At 49.9% G+C, this 15,722-nt stretch carries 12 protein-coding genes; 3 read left to right on the top strand and 9 right to left on the bottom strand.

Translation table 11 applies throughout. The features are described from left to right. Positions 1-231: 231 nt before the first annotated feature. Positions 232-1,176: a polyprenyl synthetase family protein gene (locus KQI79_RS26310; protein WP_216541314.1), complete on the bottom strand. Its 945-nt coding sequence runs from the start codon at positions 1,174-1,176 to the stop codon at positions 232-234. A gap of 15 nt (positions 1,177-1,191) precedes the next feature. Next, positions 1,192-1,935, bottom strand: coding sequence for an MBL fold metallo-hydrolase (locus KQI79_RS26305; protein ID WP_230191312.1), 744 nt, complete (start codon positions 1,933-1,935; stop codon positions 1,192-1,194). 194 nt (positions 1,936-2,129) lie between these two features. Between KQI79_RS26305 and KQI79_RS26300 the strand changes: the two genes are divergently transcribed. Beyond that, positions 2,130-2,936: a DUF2935 domain-containing protein gene (locus tag KQI79_RS26300; RefSeq protein ID WP_216541312.1), complete on the top strand. Its 807-nt coding sequence runs from the start codon at positions 2,130-2,132 to the stop codon at positions 2,934-2,936. A gap of 56 nt (positions 2,937-2,992) precedes the next feature. Here KQI79_RS26300 and KQI79_RS26295 read toward each other — a convergent pair whose 3' ends face one another. Then, positions 2,993-3,232, bottom strand: a complete 240-nt coding sequence (locus KQI79_RS26295) for a ferredoxin family protein (RefSeq protein WP_216541311.1) — start codon at positions 3,230-3,232, stop codon at positions 2,993-2,995. Between the two features lie 167 nt (positions 3,233-3,399). Continuing rightward, on the bottom strand, positions 3,400-3,936 hold the full coding sequence (locus tag KQI79_RS26290; protein ID WP_216541310.1) for an NADPH-dependent FMN reductase: 537 nt from the start codon (positions 3,934-3,936) through the stop codon (positions 3,400-3,402). 235 nt (positions 3,937-4,171) lie between these two features. Here KQI79_RS26290 and KQI79_RS26285 point away from each other — a divergent pair, with 235 nt between their 5' ends. Both KQI79_RS26285 and trhO read left to right on the top strand, forming a co-directional pair. Next, positions 4,172-4,813 (top strand): helix-turn-helix transcriptional regulator, encoded by a 642-nt coding sequence (locus KQI79_RS26285; RefSeq protein ID WP_483311416.1) that lies wholly within the window; start codon positions 4,172-4,174, stop codon positions 4,811-4,813. A 64-nt stretch (positions 4,814-4,877) separates the two neighbouring features. Beyond that, the gene (gene trhO / locus KQI79_RS26280; RefSeq protein ID WP_216541315.1) at positions 4,878-5,783 is read left to right on the top strand and encodes an oxygen-dependent tRNA uridine(34) hydroxylase TrhO; all 906 of its coding nucleotides are present in this window, start codon (positions 4,878-4,880) and stop codon (positions 5,781-5,783) included. Between the two features lie 716 nt (positions 5,784-6,499). Here the strand turns inward: trhO and KQI79_RS26275 are convergent. From KQI79_RS26275 to KQI79_RS26255, 5 genes are all read right to left on the bottom strand, one after another. Continuing rightward, positions 6,500-7,702 (bottom strand): MFS transporter, encoded by a 1,203-nt coding sequence (locus KQI79_RS26275; protein ID WP_216541308.1) that lies wholly within the window; start codon positions 7,700-7,702, stop codon positions 6,500-6,502. Between the two features lie 35 nt (positions 7,703-7,737). Further along, entirely contained in the window at positions 7,738-8,871 is a 1,134-nt protein-coding gene (locus KQI79_RS26270; protein ID WP_216541307.1) for a Gfo/Idh/MocA family protein, read from the bottom strand. After that, positions 8,868-9,692, bottom strand: a complete 825-nt coding sequence (locus KQI79_RS26265; protein ID WP_216541306.1) for a sugar phosphate isomerase/epimerase family protein — start codon at positions 9,690-9,692, stop codon at positions 8,868-8,870. Before KQI79_RS26265 ends, KQI79_RS26270 begins: the two co-directional genes overlap by 4 nt. A 223-nt stretch (positions 9,693-9,915) precedes the next feature. After that, on the bottom strand, positions 9,916-10,953 hold the full coding sequence (locus KQI79_RS26260) for an ABC transporter substrate-binding protein (RefSeq protein WP_216541305.1): 1,038 nt from the start codon (positions 10,951-10,953) through the stop codon (positions 9,916-9,918). Between the two features lie 109 nt (positions 10,954-11,062). Further along, complete coding sequence (locus KQI79_RS26255) at positions 11,063-15,520, bottom strand: family 43 glycosylhydrolase (protein WP_216541304.1); 4,458 nt, start codon at positions 15,518-15,520, stop codon at positions 11,063-11,065. Between the last annotated feature and the right edge of the window lie 202 nt (positions 15,521-15,722).

Raw genomic sequence — 15,722 nt, 5'->3', positions numbered from 1 at the left:
TCGGGTTCTTTAGCATACGCATTTTTGAAAATTGCTTTCAAAAACACGTTTACATCGATAATTTTAACTCAAGCACCCCAAATTGAGCCTCAATCGCCCGGTTTATTCCGAGATCCTATATATGAATAATACCGCTTACATCTAATATACCATAATGTATCGCAACAATTCCTCGCAAATCGTATTGCGGTTTTCCGCAATGCACTTTGCGGGGTTTGCGGTGTCGGTAAATTAAGCAAATTTACTCAATTCTTGCTTCCATACCGTATCGACAGGCAGCCCTTCGATTAGTTCCGCGGCCTCATGCTGCAACAGCTTCATATGTACTTCGGCAAATTGGACGCAACCGGACGATTCGACCAAGTCAAGAATATCCATCTTATAAGGATAAAGCTGTTCCTGCGGCGCTTCCCCGGCATAATAACCGCGCAGCATATCCGCCCGCGGGTCGTCGACTTCCAGTATATAGATAACGGGCAGCGTTCGCTTGCGTTGAAGCAAATCGTTCTTGCGGTCGATCCGGCGAATTCCATCGATATCGTTGCGAATTTGCCCGATCATGCCGAAACAATATCCCAGCGATTCGACCGTTTCGTGATGCGATTCGGTTGCGAGCGCAGTCCCCAACAGGCAAGCGCATGCCGCAAGCGATCCCGATTTGCGGCGGATCATGTTAAGACAGGCGTCTTCGTCTTGCAAGTCGCCTACGATGTCGGCATATTGGCCGGTAACGGAACCGCATAATAACCGGTTCGCGACCGCGATCGCCCTCAATTTCGCTTCCGAAGGAAACATGCTGTCTTGAATCATATTGAAACAAAGCGGAAGCAGTCCGATTGCGGCATTCATCGCCAAGGCCGGATCGGACTTAGACCACGGAACCCAATCGTTATCCTTATCTTGCAGATCGTCGAATATATCCAACGACAAGATCAATAATTCCATCGCGGCGACGGCTTGATGGATTTGTTCGGACGTCCCGCCGAACATTCTGTAATGCAGCTCCGTCAATTGGCCGAATAACATCGATTCCGCCAATTTATGCTCCGCGAACGAACGCATCATTCGGTTCAACCGTTCGTCGGGAAAATATCGATTTAGACCGTTCAGCATCGCATCCTTTACATACAGTTTCTCCATTCGCTGCAGCTCCTTCGCTTCCATCTCCTCCCCCATATTTTATCCCTGCGCTTATCTTTTCGCCAGTATGAACTCTTTGCGGCTCTTTCCGTCTCCCGCGCCGGTCTTGATGCGTACCGGGTGTCCGTGGCCCGGGTACACCGTAAATTCGTTCTTCATGATTCTATAAATTTTGTTATAAGATTGCTTCAGTTGAAGCGGATTATCTTTGCAAGGTTCGCCGAACGGTTCGAAGCAATCGAATAGAATGTCCCCGGTAAAGAGCCGGTTGCCCATCCGAATGCACATGCTTCCCGGCGTATGTCCCGGCGTGTGCACCAATTCGACCGTCTGTCCCCCGATCTCGAACGCGTCTCCGTCTTTCGCGTACCGGTCCACACCGTGGAACGTTTGCTTGTAGGATAAACAGAAAGCGCCGTTGTATACTTGGTCGAACGATGTGTAGCGGTCGCCTTCGTGCATAATGACCTCGGCGCCTGTCGCCGCCTTCAATTCGTCCATCCCTATCATATGGTTTACATGTCCATGCGTAATCATAATATATTTAATCGGTACTCCATACTTCTCGACATAGGCCCAAATTTTTCGGAATCGGGACCCTGGATCAATAATCATGCCTTCTCCATTGCAAATAACCAGATAGCAAACGGAGCCAATAACGCCTTGCGGGATCCGTTCGACAATCAATTTGTCGAAACGGTCTCTTTCTTGCAACCAATTGCGGGGTACGTCTTCATATACGTTTAATATTTCTGTCGAAAAATCGATCCGTGTCGGTTCTGCAAGCTGTTTCATCACCGAACAACCCCCTTATTTATTAATCCATGCCTATTACTATAAGAATAAAAAATTTTCGGCCGCTTCGCACCGAAAACTTGTCTGCAAATTTCCGCAATTTTTTTGCGTGGTTCCTAATTCATGCTTTCGTTTGCACATTTTAGGCGAATGTCACATAAATTGAAACCAATGAAAATATTGGAGGAATCGCATTGAACAATCATGTGTTGTCATCCGCCATTTTTGAGCATCGCTTCTGGCTGCAAGTATTGGGCGACCATTCCCGATTCATCCGCGACGGATTGGCTCCTAAAGAAAAGACGGCCATCGAGCAGGCCAATGAATTCATTCATATGTTTGATACGCTGCTGAACCGGGCGCGCAGCACGCTGTCCGCGAGCGAAACGGCAGAATTGACCATACAGGCCAAACAAGCGGCGCTGCGGTTGAGACGATTCAAGCTGCAACTGTTGGAACGGCATCTCGTCGGCAAAATCGATATTCACCTGCCGCCTACTTTTTTGAATCATATGGTCAATGAACTCGAAGAGTATGTATTGGTATTGAAATGTCTTGAGCAAAATCAAGTTCCCGTATTCGATCCGGTTCACCACCATCTATTATGGCTGTCGGACGCGGCGGGACACGCCGCTTCGATTACGAGCAATCTGGACATGGTTGAGAAGGACATGATCAAGCGGAGCAACAAGTTTGAGAAAAAATTCGAGAACTTCTATTTGAAAGCAATAGAACTGGCCAAATATATGCGGACCAATCTCAAGCAATTTCCGGCGCTTGGCCGTTTCAATACGGATGTCGAGCTTGAGATTACATTGTTCCGCCACTTTCTGAACGAGCTGGAGGAGCTCAGGATCAATGACGAATTGCTGGGCACTCTATCGCCGCTTATGGCCGATCATATGGCCCGCGAGGAATGCTATTACTTAATCAAGCTTGCGCAAGTCGCAGGCACGAAAAACCCGGGCTGCGATCCGACGCATCCCCGCGTCGAGGCATAAGTAACGCAAATGACCCGCTCCTTACCATCAAGTAAGGGCGGGTCATTGAACCGTTCTTAATTATTTTTGAAAAAATCAATAGCTTTTTGTTTGAAGATTTGCTCGTTCTCCGGCAAGTCATCTTCGTAGTAGATGGCCGACACCGGGCATTCCGCTTCGCATGCACCGCAATCGATGCAAGTATCGGCATCGATGAAGTACTGATCTTCGCCTTCGTGGATGCAATCGACGGGACATACGCTGACGCAATCGGCAGCTTTCTCTCCAACACATGGTGATGCAATTACATAGGCCATTGTCTCTGCTCCTCTCTTACGTTTTCTATAAGTAATTCAATGTGAACAACGGATTTCCTTCCACACCTTAATAAATTATACAAAAAATTTTTAGGCAAGGCCAACCGTCTCGTTTTATACCTATTACTTGCTAATAAAATTATGACCATTATTTGCAATTCCTAGAATTACATTTTCAATCTTTTTTGCATAAATACGGTTTCCTTAGCCAGCCGTTCGATACGCTCCAGCACGTCAGGATCTTGAATCTCATTATTTTCGCCGAAATGGTCGTTATGCAAATATACGTAGCTGGGAGCGACGAACGCTCTGAAGAAGCCCGCGATAGGCTTCAACTGATTCTCGATCACGAGATAATGCTGGTACGTTCCGCCTGTCGCGACAAAACCGATCACTTTGTTTTGGAGCGCGGATACGGGCACCAAATCGAATATATTTTTGAGCGCGCCCGTCATGGACGCCTGATAAATCGGCGTGCCGATGATATAGAAGTCGGCGGAAGAGACAAGATCGATCACCTCTTTCGTATCCCCTGTATAATCGTCGGGACGGCGCCCGTCGCAAAACTGAATGTTATATTTTTTCAAATCGAGCAATTGGATTTCCACGTCCGGATCATGCCGTTTGACGGCGTCGAGCACTTTTTCCACGGCAATCAACGTTTTGCTTCCGGCCAATGTCCCCGAAATTCCCAGCAGTCTCATGATATTCACTTGCTCCTTCTGTATGTTTATAAACTTTTTATAGTTCTTTGTTTAGTAATTATGATAAATGAACACCTTTTTGTCAACGTCAAAACAACTACATTTTGGCAATAAAACCATCGCATTTATCCTTTAAACGTCTATTTTCCATACTTTTTAGTTTAAATAATTTACTGATCATCGGAAATGAGTTACAATGTCGATATCGATCATTATTTGTTAGGCGGTGATGACGTTGGACAAAAAGGAACTTTCCACGCGTAAAAATATACTTCTTATCTTAAAAACGAAAGGGCCGCTAAGCACGAAAGAGATTACGAAGCATTTAGGCATTACGGAAATGGCCGTCCGCCGTCATCTCGGTTCGCTCGAACGCGACGAGTTGATCGAAGCGAGCATGATCCGGCAAGCGATGGGCAGGCCGACCTATATTTATTCCTTGACGGAAACGGCGGATGATATTTTCCCCAAAAAGTATCACCATCTAACGCTCGATTTGCTCGAAGAGCTTGCCGACGAGGCGGGCGATGATATGATCGATCTGTTATTCGAGCGCCGCAAAAAACGGCTGCAGCAAAAATACGAGGCGAATATGGAAGGAAAGCCGCTGACCGAACGCATTACGGCGCTTGCCGACATGCAGAACGAGAACGGCTATATGGTGGAATGGGAGACCGGCGAAGACGGCCAGTATGTGTTCAAGGAACATAATTGTCCGATTTCGCAAATCGCGAACCAATACAACCAGGCGTGCAACTGCGAGCTGAAACTGTTCGAATCGCTGCTGAAGGCGGATGTGAAGCGTACGGAATGTTTGGCGAAAGGCGACAACAAATGCGTATACATTATCAAAGAACAGGCAAAACAAGCGAAGTAGGCGTAAATTATCGCCGGTTGCCTATAATATAAAGTAAACGAATTTATTACGGGTGGTATGAATGATGAACAACAACGAGAAAAATTACCGCATTTTGCTATATTATAAATTTGTAAAGATTGACAACGCGGAACAGTTTGCCGCGGAACATTTGGAATTTTGCAAAAATCTCGGCTTGAAGGGCCGCATTCTCGTATCCGAAGAAGGAATTAACGGCACGGTGTCCGGCACGGTGGAACAAACCGACCGGTATATGGACGAGCTTCGCAGCAATCCGCTGTTCGAAGACATCGTCTTCAAAATCGACGAAGCCGACGGACATGCATTCAAAAAAATGTTCGTTCGTTTGAAAAAGGAGCTCGTCACCTTCCGCTACGATAAACCGCTCGATCCGAACAAGTTGAGCGGCAAGCGGCTGTCCCCCAAAGAGTTCTACGAGAAGCTGCAGCAGGACGACGTCATCGTGCTCGACGGCAGAAACGATTACGAATACGATATCGGTCACTTTCGCAATGCGATACGTCCGGACGTCGAGGCGTTCCGCGATTTCCCGGCATGGATTCGCGCCAACTTGGCGGAGCATAAAGATAAGACGATCTTAACCTATTGCACAGGCGGCATCCGCTGCGAGAAGTTAACAGGCTTTATGCTGAAAGAGGGATTCAAAGACGTCGCGCAATTGGAAGGCGGTATTGTAACCTACGGCAAAGACCCGGAAGTGCGCGGCCGCCTGTTCGACGGCAAATGCTATGTCTTCGACGAGCGCATCTCGGTGCCGATCAACCGGACGGAAGAGGATGTCGTCGTCGGGAAATGCTATCATTGCGGCAATCCTTCCGACCGCTACATTAACTGCGCCGACGATTACTGCCACCGCCAGCATATTTGCTGCGAGGAGTGCGAAGAGGAGCACCGCGGATATTGCTCCGCGAAATGCGAGGAAGCCGATCTCGCCCGCATGGAGGCGTAGAGCGCTCGTCCGGTAGTTCCCCTTCCATTCGAAAGGATAGGCTTTACCTGGCAATCATGCGCTTCACGCAGTGGGATAGATTGGGAACCATTGTACCTTAATAAAACATCAAAAGTCCCTATCTATGCCGGATTTCGCGCTGAAAGGGAAAATAAGGAACGGTTATACCCTATAAACGAATGTAAATTCGCTAATAGGGTATTTTCGTTCCTTAACTGCACCAAAAAGGCGATTTCCGGCCTTGATTAGCTCCAAAATGTGGCGTTACTCGGTACCTTGACGACCAAACCATCTCATTACCAGTAAAAACTACCTCTAATCTGTTGCCAAATCTACATTTTCGCCGGACATGCCATAATTAACTCCGCAAAATGGCGCTAATTCTCTCTCTTCAGTCGATACCAATAAATTAACTCCGCAATTTACCGCTAATAGTACCTTTTTCCGGAAAAATGTAACCTTTACGAAAACCCTTTTGCCGAAATCCCATTCGCTCAGGGTGGGGGAACGCATTGCCGAAATCCCATTCGCTCAGGGTGGTAGAACGCATTGGCGAAATCCCCACCCGCTCAGGGCGATGGAACGCATCGGCGAAATCCCCTTCGTTCAGGCGGAAGAATGCCTTTACGAAAGCTGCTCTCTGAACGAGGGGGATATCGACAAACGGTGCGTAAAAAACATTCCATTCGAAGGCCGCGATTCATAACGAACCCGGTTTATAACGCTGCGTCATGCGCCCTTCGACCGCTATCCTCGCGCCGGACGAACATGTAAAGAAGCGCGAAGCCGGCAATGCCGAGCAGCGCCATGACGGTACAGATCAAGTAAACGCTTGGTCCCCCGAGTTCCTGGAACAGCCAGCCGCCGGCAAAGCCGGCGACGATGCCGGACAGTCCGCCCCATGTCAACGCATAGACAGCTTGGCCTGATGCCCGGTATTCCGCGGGGACGAAGATGGCCGTCAATTGGGTGCCGATATAGTAATATCCACCGAACGTAATGCAATGCAATATTTGAATGAAAATAATCTGGTACGGATCGCTCGCAACCGACATGAAAAACCAGCGCAGCGCAAACAGCAAGCTGACCGCGGCAAGGCAGGCTACCATGACGCCCACATTTCTCTTCAGAAAACGGTCCAACAGCAAAAATACCGGTATTTCGAAAATCGACGATAAAAACGCGGACCAGCCAATTAGCGCCTCCGCTCCCCCCATATCGGCAATATAGATGGATACGAACGTCGAGTTAATCGAATTGGGGACCGATATCAGAATTCCGATGATAACGAAGAGCAGAAACGGTTTATGAACGAACACCTTCCTATAGCCTTGAAGCGAGAACTTATTCGTCTTCCCGCTTCCGCCCCTCGGCAATCCGAAAGCGAGAGCAATTGTAACGACCATCATCGCGCTGTAAATGATCCAAAGCTTGCCGGTGCCCAATGCCGCAATGACAGGCCCTGTCGCTAACGCAAGCACGGCCCAGCCGAGCGATCCCCATAGCCGGAACGCTCCGAAACGATGCCCGGTTCCTTCGATCGCGTTGAGCACCAGACTGTTCGTTTGCGAAAATAGCGGCGATTGGAAGAAAAAATAGACGATCATACCGGCATAGATGACCGAATAAGCGTGCACCTGAAAGACGACGAGCATGACAAGCAAATTGGCCGTCAGCATCAAGATCAAGATACGCCGGATATTGTGCAGCTTATCGCTCCAAAATCCCCAGAAGGGATTGGCGATAATCGAGATGAACGGCCCCCCTGCGAGCAGAGCGCCGATCTGCAATTTGCTCATTCCCGCCTGCTGCAAATATAGCGGAAAATAGGTTCCGAAAATCGCGATCGCGCCGTACATAAAAAATTGAAAACATTTGATCACGGTAAAGGACCGTTTCGAGTTGACCGATGTTGGCATGAGGCAATGTTCTCCTTTTCGCGCGGTACAAATGTTTAGATTTCAACCGATGCCGGTTGGGACCGCTCCTTGACTTCTTCCGCCGTCACTTCGCGCCCTTCGCGATCCGACAAATACAGCCCTTCGCTGACGAGCATCGTTTTGAGCGCCGCTTCGGCGGTCGGCATGAGCGGAACGCGCCCTTGGAGCGCCGCCACCCAATGCCGCTGCGACGAGTCGTACGCGTCCTCGTCGGCGTTCAGGCGATGCCGGCGGACATCCATCATGTCCAAGTCGATGCTGCTGTCCAGATCGAGATCGCAAACGGTGCTGTGGAAGGAAAACGGATGCTTGCCGTCCGGGGGATGGCCCGACGGCAGGCGAATGCCGCCCTTGCTTCCCAATATGGCGCTCCCTTCGAATCCGCCCAAATGCACGGACCAAGCCTCGATAATGTCCAGTGTGACGTTGCCGGCCATTCTTACGAAACCGGCCGCAAGCTCTTCCACGTTAAAGCCGCTTTCCGCCCGGCGCTCCTCCGGCATATCCATCTCCTGATACATCTTGCCGGTCATGCTAACAATCTCGGGCAAACCTATCAAATACAGCAGTTGCGCGATATGATAGACGCCCATGTCCAGCAGCGCTCCGCCGCCGGCCACTTCCTTGCGGGTAAAAGCGGCGGTGCCGTAACCGTCCACGAACGGACGGTTTCTTCTGCGGAAACCGTTCGAGCGGACATGGTAAATACGGCCCAGCATGCCGCCGTCGATCAACGTTTTAGCCGCCTTCGTATCGTTGCGGTATAAAGTGCCTAATTGAATATGCAGCTTCTTTCCCGTTTCCGCGGCCGCGGCGACCATCGCTTCCCCGTCCGCATACGTTCCGGCGATCGGCTTCTCGCAATAAACATGCTTGCCCGCGCGCAAAGCCTCTACCGTTACCGGCGCATGGAAATGATTATGCAGGCACACATCGACGGCGTCGATATCGTCGCGCTTCAACATCTCCCGATAATCGGTATAGATATGGGGAACATGGTATTGCTCGGCCGCATTCCGTGCCGTTTCTTCATGAACGTCGCAGACGGCCACGATTTCCGCATCCGCAATTTGTCCGTACTGTTCCAAATGAATTTTGCCGATTTGTCCCGAGCCGATCAATCCGATACGTATTTGCCGTCCGCTCATTCCGATCCCTCTTCCGTCTGCTGCCGGGCAGCGTCATGTACTACCTTTTTCACGCCTGCCACCATCCACTCGATTTCCGCATATTGATTGTCCGGCGAATTTTGTTCGATTCCCCAATAACCCGTATAGCCCTGTTGAAGCAGCATTCTCACTTTGTCTATCGCATCGGGCGATGTGAGCGTTTTCGCGTCGAAATGCGTATGAACCGTCCACGGCGCCACGATGGCATCCCCATGTTCCGGATCCTCCCGCCAGCGTCCGATATGCAGCAAGATGCCGAAGGAAGGGTGATCCACCGCTTCCGCGATCCGTTTCATCTCGGCCGGAATCAACGATGCCCCCATATGGTTCTCCGGGCCGATCTTATAACCGAAGTCCGCGGCGCGCCGCGCATATTCGCGGTAACGCGCGACGATATGTTCAAATTGCTCGTCCGTCAACGTCTCCACATGCTCGTAACTGCCGCCGGTATCGATGCGAACCGTCCGCGCTCCAAGCGTCTCGGCCGCTCTCAAATGCTCCAGCGCATTATCGTACAGACGGGCGCGCATGTCCGGATCGGGATCCCACAGATGGGCGCCGTCAATCGCAAAGTTGACGACCGTCATCTCTTTTTCGTCAAGCGCCTCTTTTATTTTTCGGATATAGTCTTCGTCCGCCAGTTTCGGAATCGGCCCGCTGCGGTCTACGAAAAAACCGTTCCACAAATCGACCGTATCCAGGCGGTAACGATATTTCACCGTTTCCAAGTAACCGAAAACATCCATTTTGCCTTCCTTAAAGGTGTTGAAAAAAGAATATCCGCCGATTGATATGTTCATATTCTCACCTCTGAAGTTTTTTAAAATATTAAAACGCTTTAATTTTAGAGAATAACGGTTTCAACTCCTTTCGCGTCTCGGATGTTACATCTTGGTAAACCATGCTACAAGCCTATTATACATTACCTTTGCAGTTCGTGGTAGCACTTCCAAATACGTATTGAAGTAAACAAATATCCCCCGGCTAAAGCTGATAGCCGGGGGGTGTTCCGTTAAGCGAATATTAATATTTCCGGTTCGGAAGAGCGTCGATCGCTTTTTGACCGAAGTACACATCTTCCTCCGACTTGATCCATTTCTCCAATTCTTTACCTGCTTTTAAATCAAGGATTGCTTGCTTTAGTTGAGGCCCGAGCAATGGATTGCATTCCACCGTAACGTTCATCTTGCCTTCTTTGATCGCTTCGAAGGCAGCCTTAATGCCGTCAACGCCGATAATTTTAATGTCCGTTCCCGGCTTCAGTCCGGCCTCCTCGATCGCTTGGATCGCTCCGAGAGCCATGTCGTCGTTATGCGCGTAGACGACTTGAATGTTTTTATCCTTTTTCAGGTAAGCTTCCATCACTTCTTTGCCCTTAGCGCGGGTAAAATCTCCCGTTTGAGAGTAGACGATTTTGTAACCAGGTTTGTCCTTGATCCCGTCTTCGAATCCTTTTTTACGATCATTGGCTGCGCTGGCGCCGACCGTTCCTTCCAACTGCACGATATTCACGGTCGCGTCGGCCCCGAATTCGTCGATCATCCATTTCGCGGCGTTCTCCCCTTCGAGAATGAAATCGGAACCGATGAAGGAAGTGTATAAATCTTCATTGCCTTTCGTTATGCCGCGGTCTAACAGAAACACCGGGATGCCGGCGTCCTTCGCTTCTTTCAGCACCGTCTCCCAACCCGACTCGACAACCGGGGCAAGGCCGATCACGTCCACTTTTTGGGCGATGAACGTACGAATGGCTTTAATCTGGTTTTCCTGCTTTTGTTGAGCGTCGGAAAACTTCAATTCAAATTGCGGGTCGTTCGTAAAGGTTTCCTTGATCGAGGCCGTTTCCGCGTCGCGCCAACCGCTCTCTTGGCCGATTTGCGCAAACCCTACGACGATTTTCTTGGCACTTGCATCCGGTGTATTGTCTTCGTTTGCCGTGCCGGTTGCTGGCGGCGCTTCCGTGTTGCCGGCTCCATTATTGCCGCTGTTGCCGCAGCCCGCCATCATTGCGATCATCATGATCGCAATGAGAGCCAACCAATAAGGTTTCTGTCTTTTCATTGTTTATAACCTCCCTAGAGTATTGATTCCCGCTTCATCAACTATACAAATATTAATGAAAACTGTATTTACAAATTACCGACTTCTTTTGCACTTTTCCGTTGAATCTCTACCTCAACTTTTGCAGCAAATTGTAAATCGCCTGCACGGCTTCGATCCGTGTTGCTTTCCCTCCCGGCGCGAACGTATCCGCGGATTGGCCTTGCATGAGCCCGTATTGCGCCGCTTTGCTCACCGCTTCCGCCGCCCAGGCGGATACGTCTCTGCTATCGCCGAATGTGATCGGCCCAGCTTCTGCAGGCGTTGTTCCTTGCTTCCATTCATGCGCCCGGACAATCAATATCGCCATTTCTTCACGCGTAATCGTCCTGCCCGGCTCGAATTGAGTCGCTGTTACGCCATCAATCAACCCGGTCTCATAGGCTGCCGCTACCGCTTCCGCATACCAGGCGTCCGCCTGGACGTCCGTAAACGGCAACAACTCGCTGTTCTTCTGCAAACCAAGCATCCGAACAAGCATTGAAACAAATTCGGCGCGCGTTGTTTCGCCTTTCGGCATAAACATCGTTTCGCTAACCCCATTGACGATATGTTTTGCCGTTACTATTTGTAAAGCTCGATAGGCCCAATGCTCCGAAGGAACGTCGACAAACGTTTTGTGATAAGAGAGCGCAGCGTATTTCCCGAGTTCAGTGATGGAGTAAACGGCTTGGCCGTCTTCAATGCTGCCGCTGCCTGCGTATACCCATGCCCGTTTGCTCTCGTTGTAGTAATAGATGCCCAGCAATCGTTCATCCACGATGCTTGTATCGTAAGGAAGCGCGATTCGAATCGGTTTTGTCGTATCTTTCAGCTCGACGACTTGACCGTCTTTCGTCCGGAACATGATCGAAAATTCATATCCTTGTCCTGCAAGCGTCCCGTTCATCGGTGCGCCCGCGGGTTTGACAGACACGATGATCTGCCCGTCTTTCGCATCCGTTCGCTCGCGCAACAAATCGTGCAAAATGATCGCATCAAGCGTCAGGCTTGCCTTTCCGGCTTGAATGACCAAGAGATGATCTCCCAGAAGTTCCGCTGTTCCCGCCGGCAATACGGCCGCTGTCTTGTTCTGTTCGAGCGTTATGACAACGTTGCCGTCTTGTGCTTGCTTTAATGCTTCCTCGCTTACGATCTGCAGCTCCGCGCGTTCTTCCTTGCCTTGTTCCGGTTTGGCCGCGGTTGGCGGCGCAGATGGCGTACCGTATGTTCCCCCGCCGCTTCCGCCGCAGCTGCCGCAAGGGACAGCGCGCGTCTTGACGGCGACACTTGGCCCATCCGTACTCCACTTGCCCATTGCGTTCTTCGCTTGTACCGAGAAGTGATACATTGTATCGGCGTTCAATCCTGAAATGACAGCCGAATATACCGAACCGGTTACCGTTGTAGATTGGCCGCGGCCCCATTCAATTTTGTACTCCGCAATTCCGGTTGCATCCTCCGCAGCTGTCCAACGAAGCTTAACATAATTCTCGCCGACTTCCGTTGCCGTAACGCGTTTATCGAACGGCCAATGCGGAACAGGATCCGTTGACTCATCCTGGCCGCTGATCGATACAAGGAGGGTTCCTGTGACGCCGGACCCGTCGTTTGCCGCAGCGACGACCAGTACTTCACCGTTTCTCGCGGCCGTCAACAATCCCGATTCGTCGATGCTTGCCTTATCGGTTGAAGTGACGCCGTCGGATTCATACACCGACCATGTTACGGACTTGTTCGTTGCATCTACCGGCAGCACCAATGCATTCATAAGCAATGTGCCGCCTTTCTCCCTAATTGCGGAAACGTTGTTTTCTCCGCTCACTTCAATGCTTGTGACGAGAATCTCGTCGGGTCCCGGTTCCGTTTGTCCGCTGATCGTCACATCGAAACTGCCTCTAACTCCCGATCCGTCCTTTGCCGCAGCAACAACCTTGACTACGCCGTTTTTCACCGCTTTCAACAGTCCTGAGGCGTCAATGACCGCTTTATCGGTAACCGTTAATCCATCGGATTCGTATACCGACCATGTCATCGATTGATCCGTTGCATTCCTTGGTCTCACTTCAGCTGTCAATTGCAATGTACCGCCGTCAGCGTCGATCTTGTCCATGCCGTCTTGTCCGCTAACAATAATGCTTGTTACCGGCACATCGACCGGTTGATTGGAAGGCATCAATTGCGGCGTTATGGTAGGCCCGTTCACTTCCATCACATCCGGTCCGTTCTCCTGAGGCACGAACTGTACGCGATCGATTGCCAGCTTCCGCGGTTCGGTAGTGCCCGCCTTGTTATGGGTATGATAAACCATAAACAACTCGGAGCCGTCAGGAGATTGAATCAACGAGTGATGTCCGGCCCCCGGAACCAGTGTGTTCGACTTCATGATCGGGTTGTACTCGTATTTTTTCCATGGGCCGTAAGGAGTGGGCGCCGTTGCATAGCCTACGCCGTAATCAGGGCTTTCAAAATGATTGCCGGAGTAGGTCATATAATAAAGTCCATTATGCTTAATGACAAACGGCCCTTCGTTGACTCTAGCGGCCGGACGTTTCGGGCTTAATTCCCACGGTTGCGTCGGCCCGAACACATATGTTACCGTTTCCTCTTTAATGCTCTTCATATCTTCGTTCAATTCGGCCACATAGATCTCGTTACCATTCGTAAATCGAACGAAGTAGATATAATTTTTCCCATCGTCGTCCATTAGAATATGCGCATCGATCTCCGGAATATCCCGATGCAGCGGTTCCTTCACTTCCTGGATGAACGGCCCGAGCGGCGATTGGCTCGTCGCTACGGCAAGCCTTTCCTGTACCGCGTAATACATGTAGAAGGTTCCGTCCTTTTCAATGACTTCCGGCGCCCAGAACCGGTTTTCGCCCCAGGAGTCTTCCCTGCGCAGCGCCCATCCATGGTCGGTCCAGTTCACAAGATCCGTTGAAGTATACACTTTAATTCCATTTGGCATCATCGGCCAATCCTCAGTGTTCGTACCGTATAAATAATAGGTTCCCTCATAGTAAAGAACGTGGGGATCCGCAATGCCCGGCAAAATGGAATTGGTATACGTCGGTCCGGTTACCGTTTCTTCGTAGGAAGTTACTTTTACATTGTCGAAACTCGCATCGGCATTCCATGTCCGAAAACCGATTTTTGCCGTCGTCAGATGAACGGCATCCAACACATCGAATTTGGGATATCCGTTCTCGTTAAGCGGATTATCATTGATATATGCCTGTATATGATTCTCGTAAACGACAACCTTCAAACGGTACCACTTGTTGCGATGAACGGGCAGGTTCTTCGACGCGATTTCCGTCCAGCCCCCGTCGGCCATTTTGCCAATCACCGCCGTTTTCCGCGCTGCGTTAATTCCTAGAAAATATCCGTCCAAGGCATCCGGCCCAACGGCAGGGTTGGATACCCTAAAAATAAGGCCGGCTTCCTCTCCTGCATTGATTTTCACGTCCGCCTCGTAAATGAAATCGGTAAAGCTTTCCCCGTCATATACCGACTTGAAGCCCGGTCCGCTGTTTACGTTATACGCGCCATCCTTGACCACCCACGCGCCGCCATATGCGGTCCAACCGTCAGAGCCATCCGCAAAGGTTTTTTCGAAGTTTGAAACCTGATCGCCTACTACCGTAACCAAGGCTTGCGCGCTGTAAGAGCCGTCTCTCGATTCAGCCTTCACGATGGTTCTTCCCGGTGCGATCGCTTCAACCAAGCCTGTGTTATCTACAGTCGCGATATTCGTATTAATGGAAGACCAGATTACGTCATTGCCGCTTTGCCCTTTGTTTGTGATCTGTTCTTGACCGCCTACCTGCAAAGTAAGCTTGTCCTTGTCAAATTGGACGCCGCCCTCGATGGACTTTATCGCAAAATAATCGAATTGCGCATCGATTCTATCTTGCGATGCGATATTGTTGGCGTAAAACCCCACTCTAATATTGTTCAGATTTGCTGTAACCGGATCGGACGCCCGGATCCAGTCTTCCCCGTTCCAATAGTAAGTCGTGTAAATATTTTTGGTTTTTCTCACTTTCAGAATGATCGTGTCGCCCCCTGGATGGGCAGCAGGGTTTCCCGGTTTTTGATACTTTCTGCCAAGCTCATATGCGGTTTCAATAGATCGGCCGTTATCCCATACATGAGCAAGTTTGACGAAATTGTCCGCGTCCTGCCATATAAACAGACCCGCTTGCTGATGATTTCTGGCAATCGGCGCCGTTACCTTTGCAACGATTTCAAAATCTTCGGTGTCAGGGGTCCTTAAAAAGACGTTTTCCTGCGAGTTGTTCTCTTGGTATACATCCGTATTCGTTGTATGAATCGTCATAAATCCGGGATTGCGCGAAAGACTCCAATTGTTGTCATTTCTATTGACAATCGTCCAAGCGGCATCCAACGAGCCGGTATCAAATGAATCCACACTATAACCGGTAAGATCGGGTTCATTGGCCGCCGCTGCTTCGACAGGACTTCCTGTCCAAAGCGCAAGCAGCATCACTGCTGTTACAAGTAAAGAGATCGTTTTCTTCATGCTAGTATCGCCTCCATTTTGTTTTTTAAGCTTCTCGGAATTCACATTCCGTTGCAGACTCTAGCTTCCTAGCTAGGGTCTTCTATTGTTTCACCCCCAAACATGGGGTGCGAACAAACATTCCTCTTGACTTTTCAAAATCACCCCAATAATCGCCGAGAAGGCTTTTTTTATTTCTAATGAATTGGGTGATTTTCATGAA

Origin of the sequence: Paenibacillus sp. MSJ-34, assembly GCF_018918005.1 — a bacterium.
Classification (GTDB): Bacteria; Bacillota; Bacilli; order Paenibacillales; family Paenibacillaceae; genus MSJ-34.
Note: the sequence above shows the minus strand (reverse complement) of the source record. Positions and strands in the feature narration are given on the sequence as shown.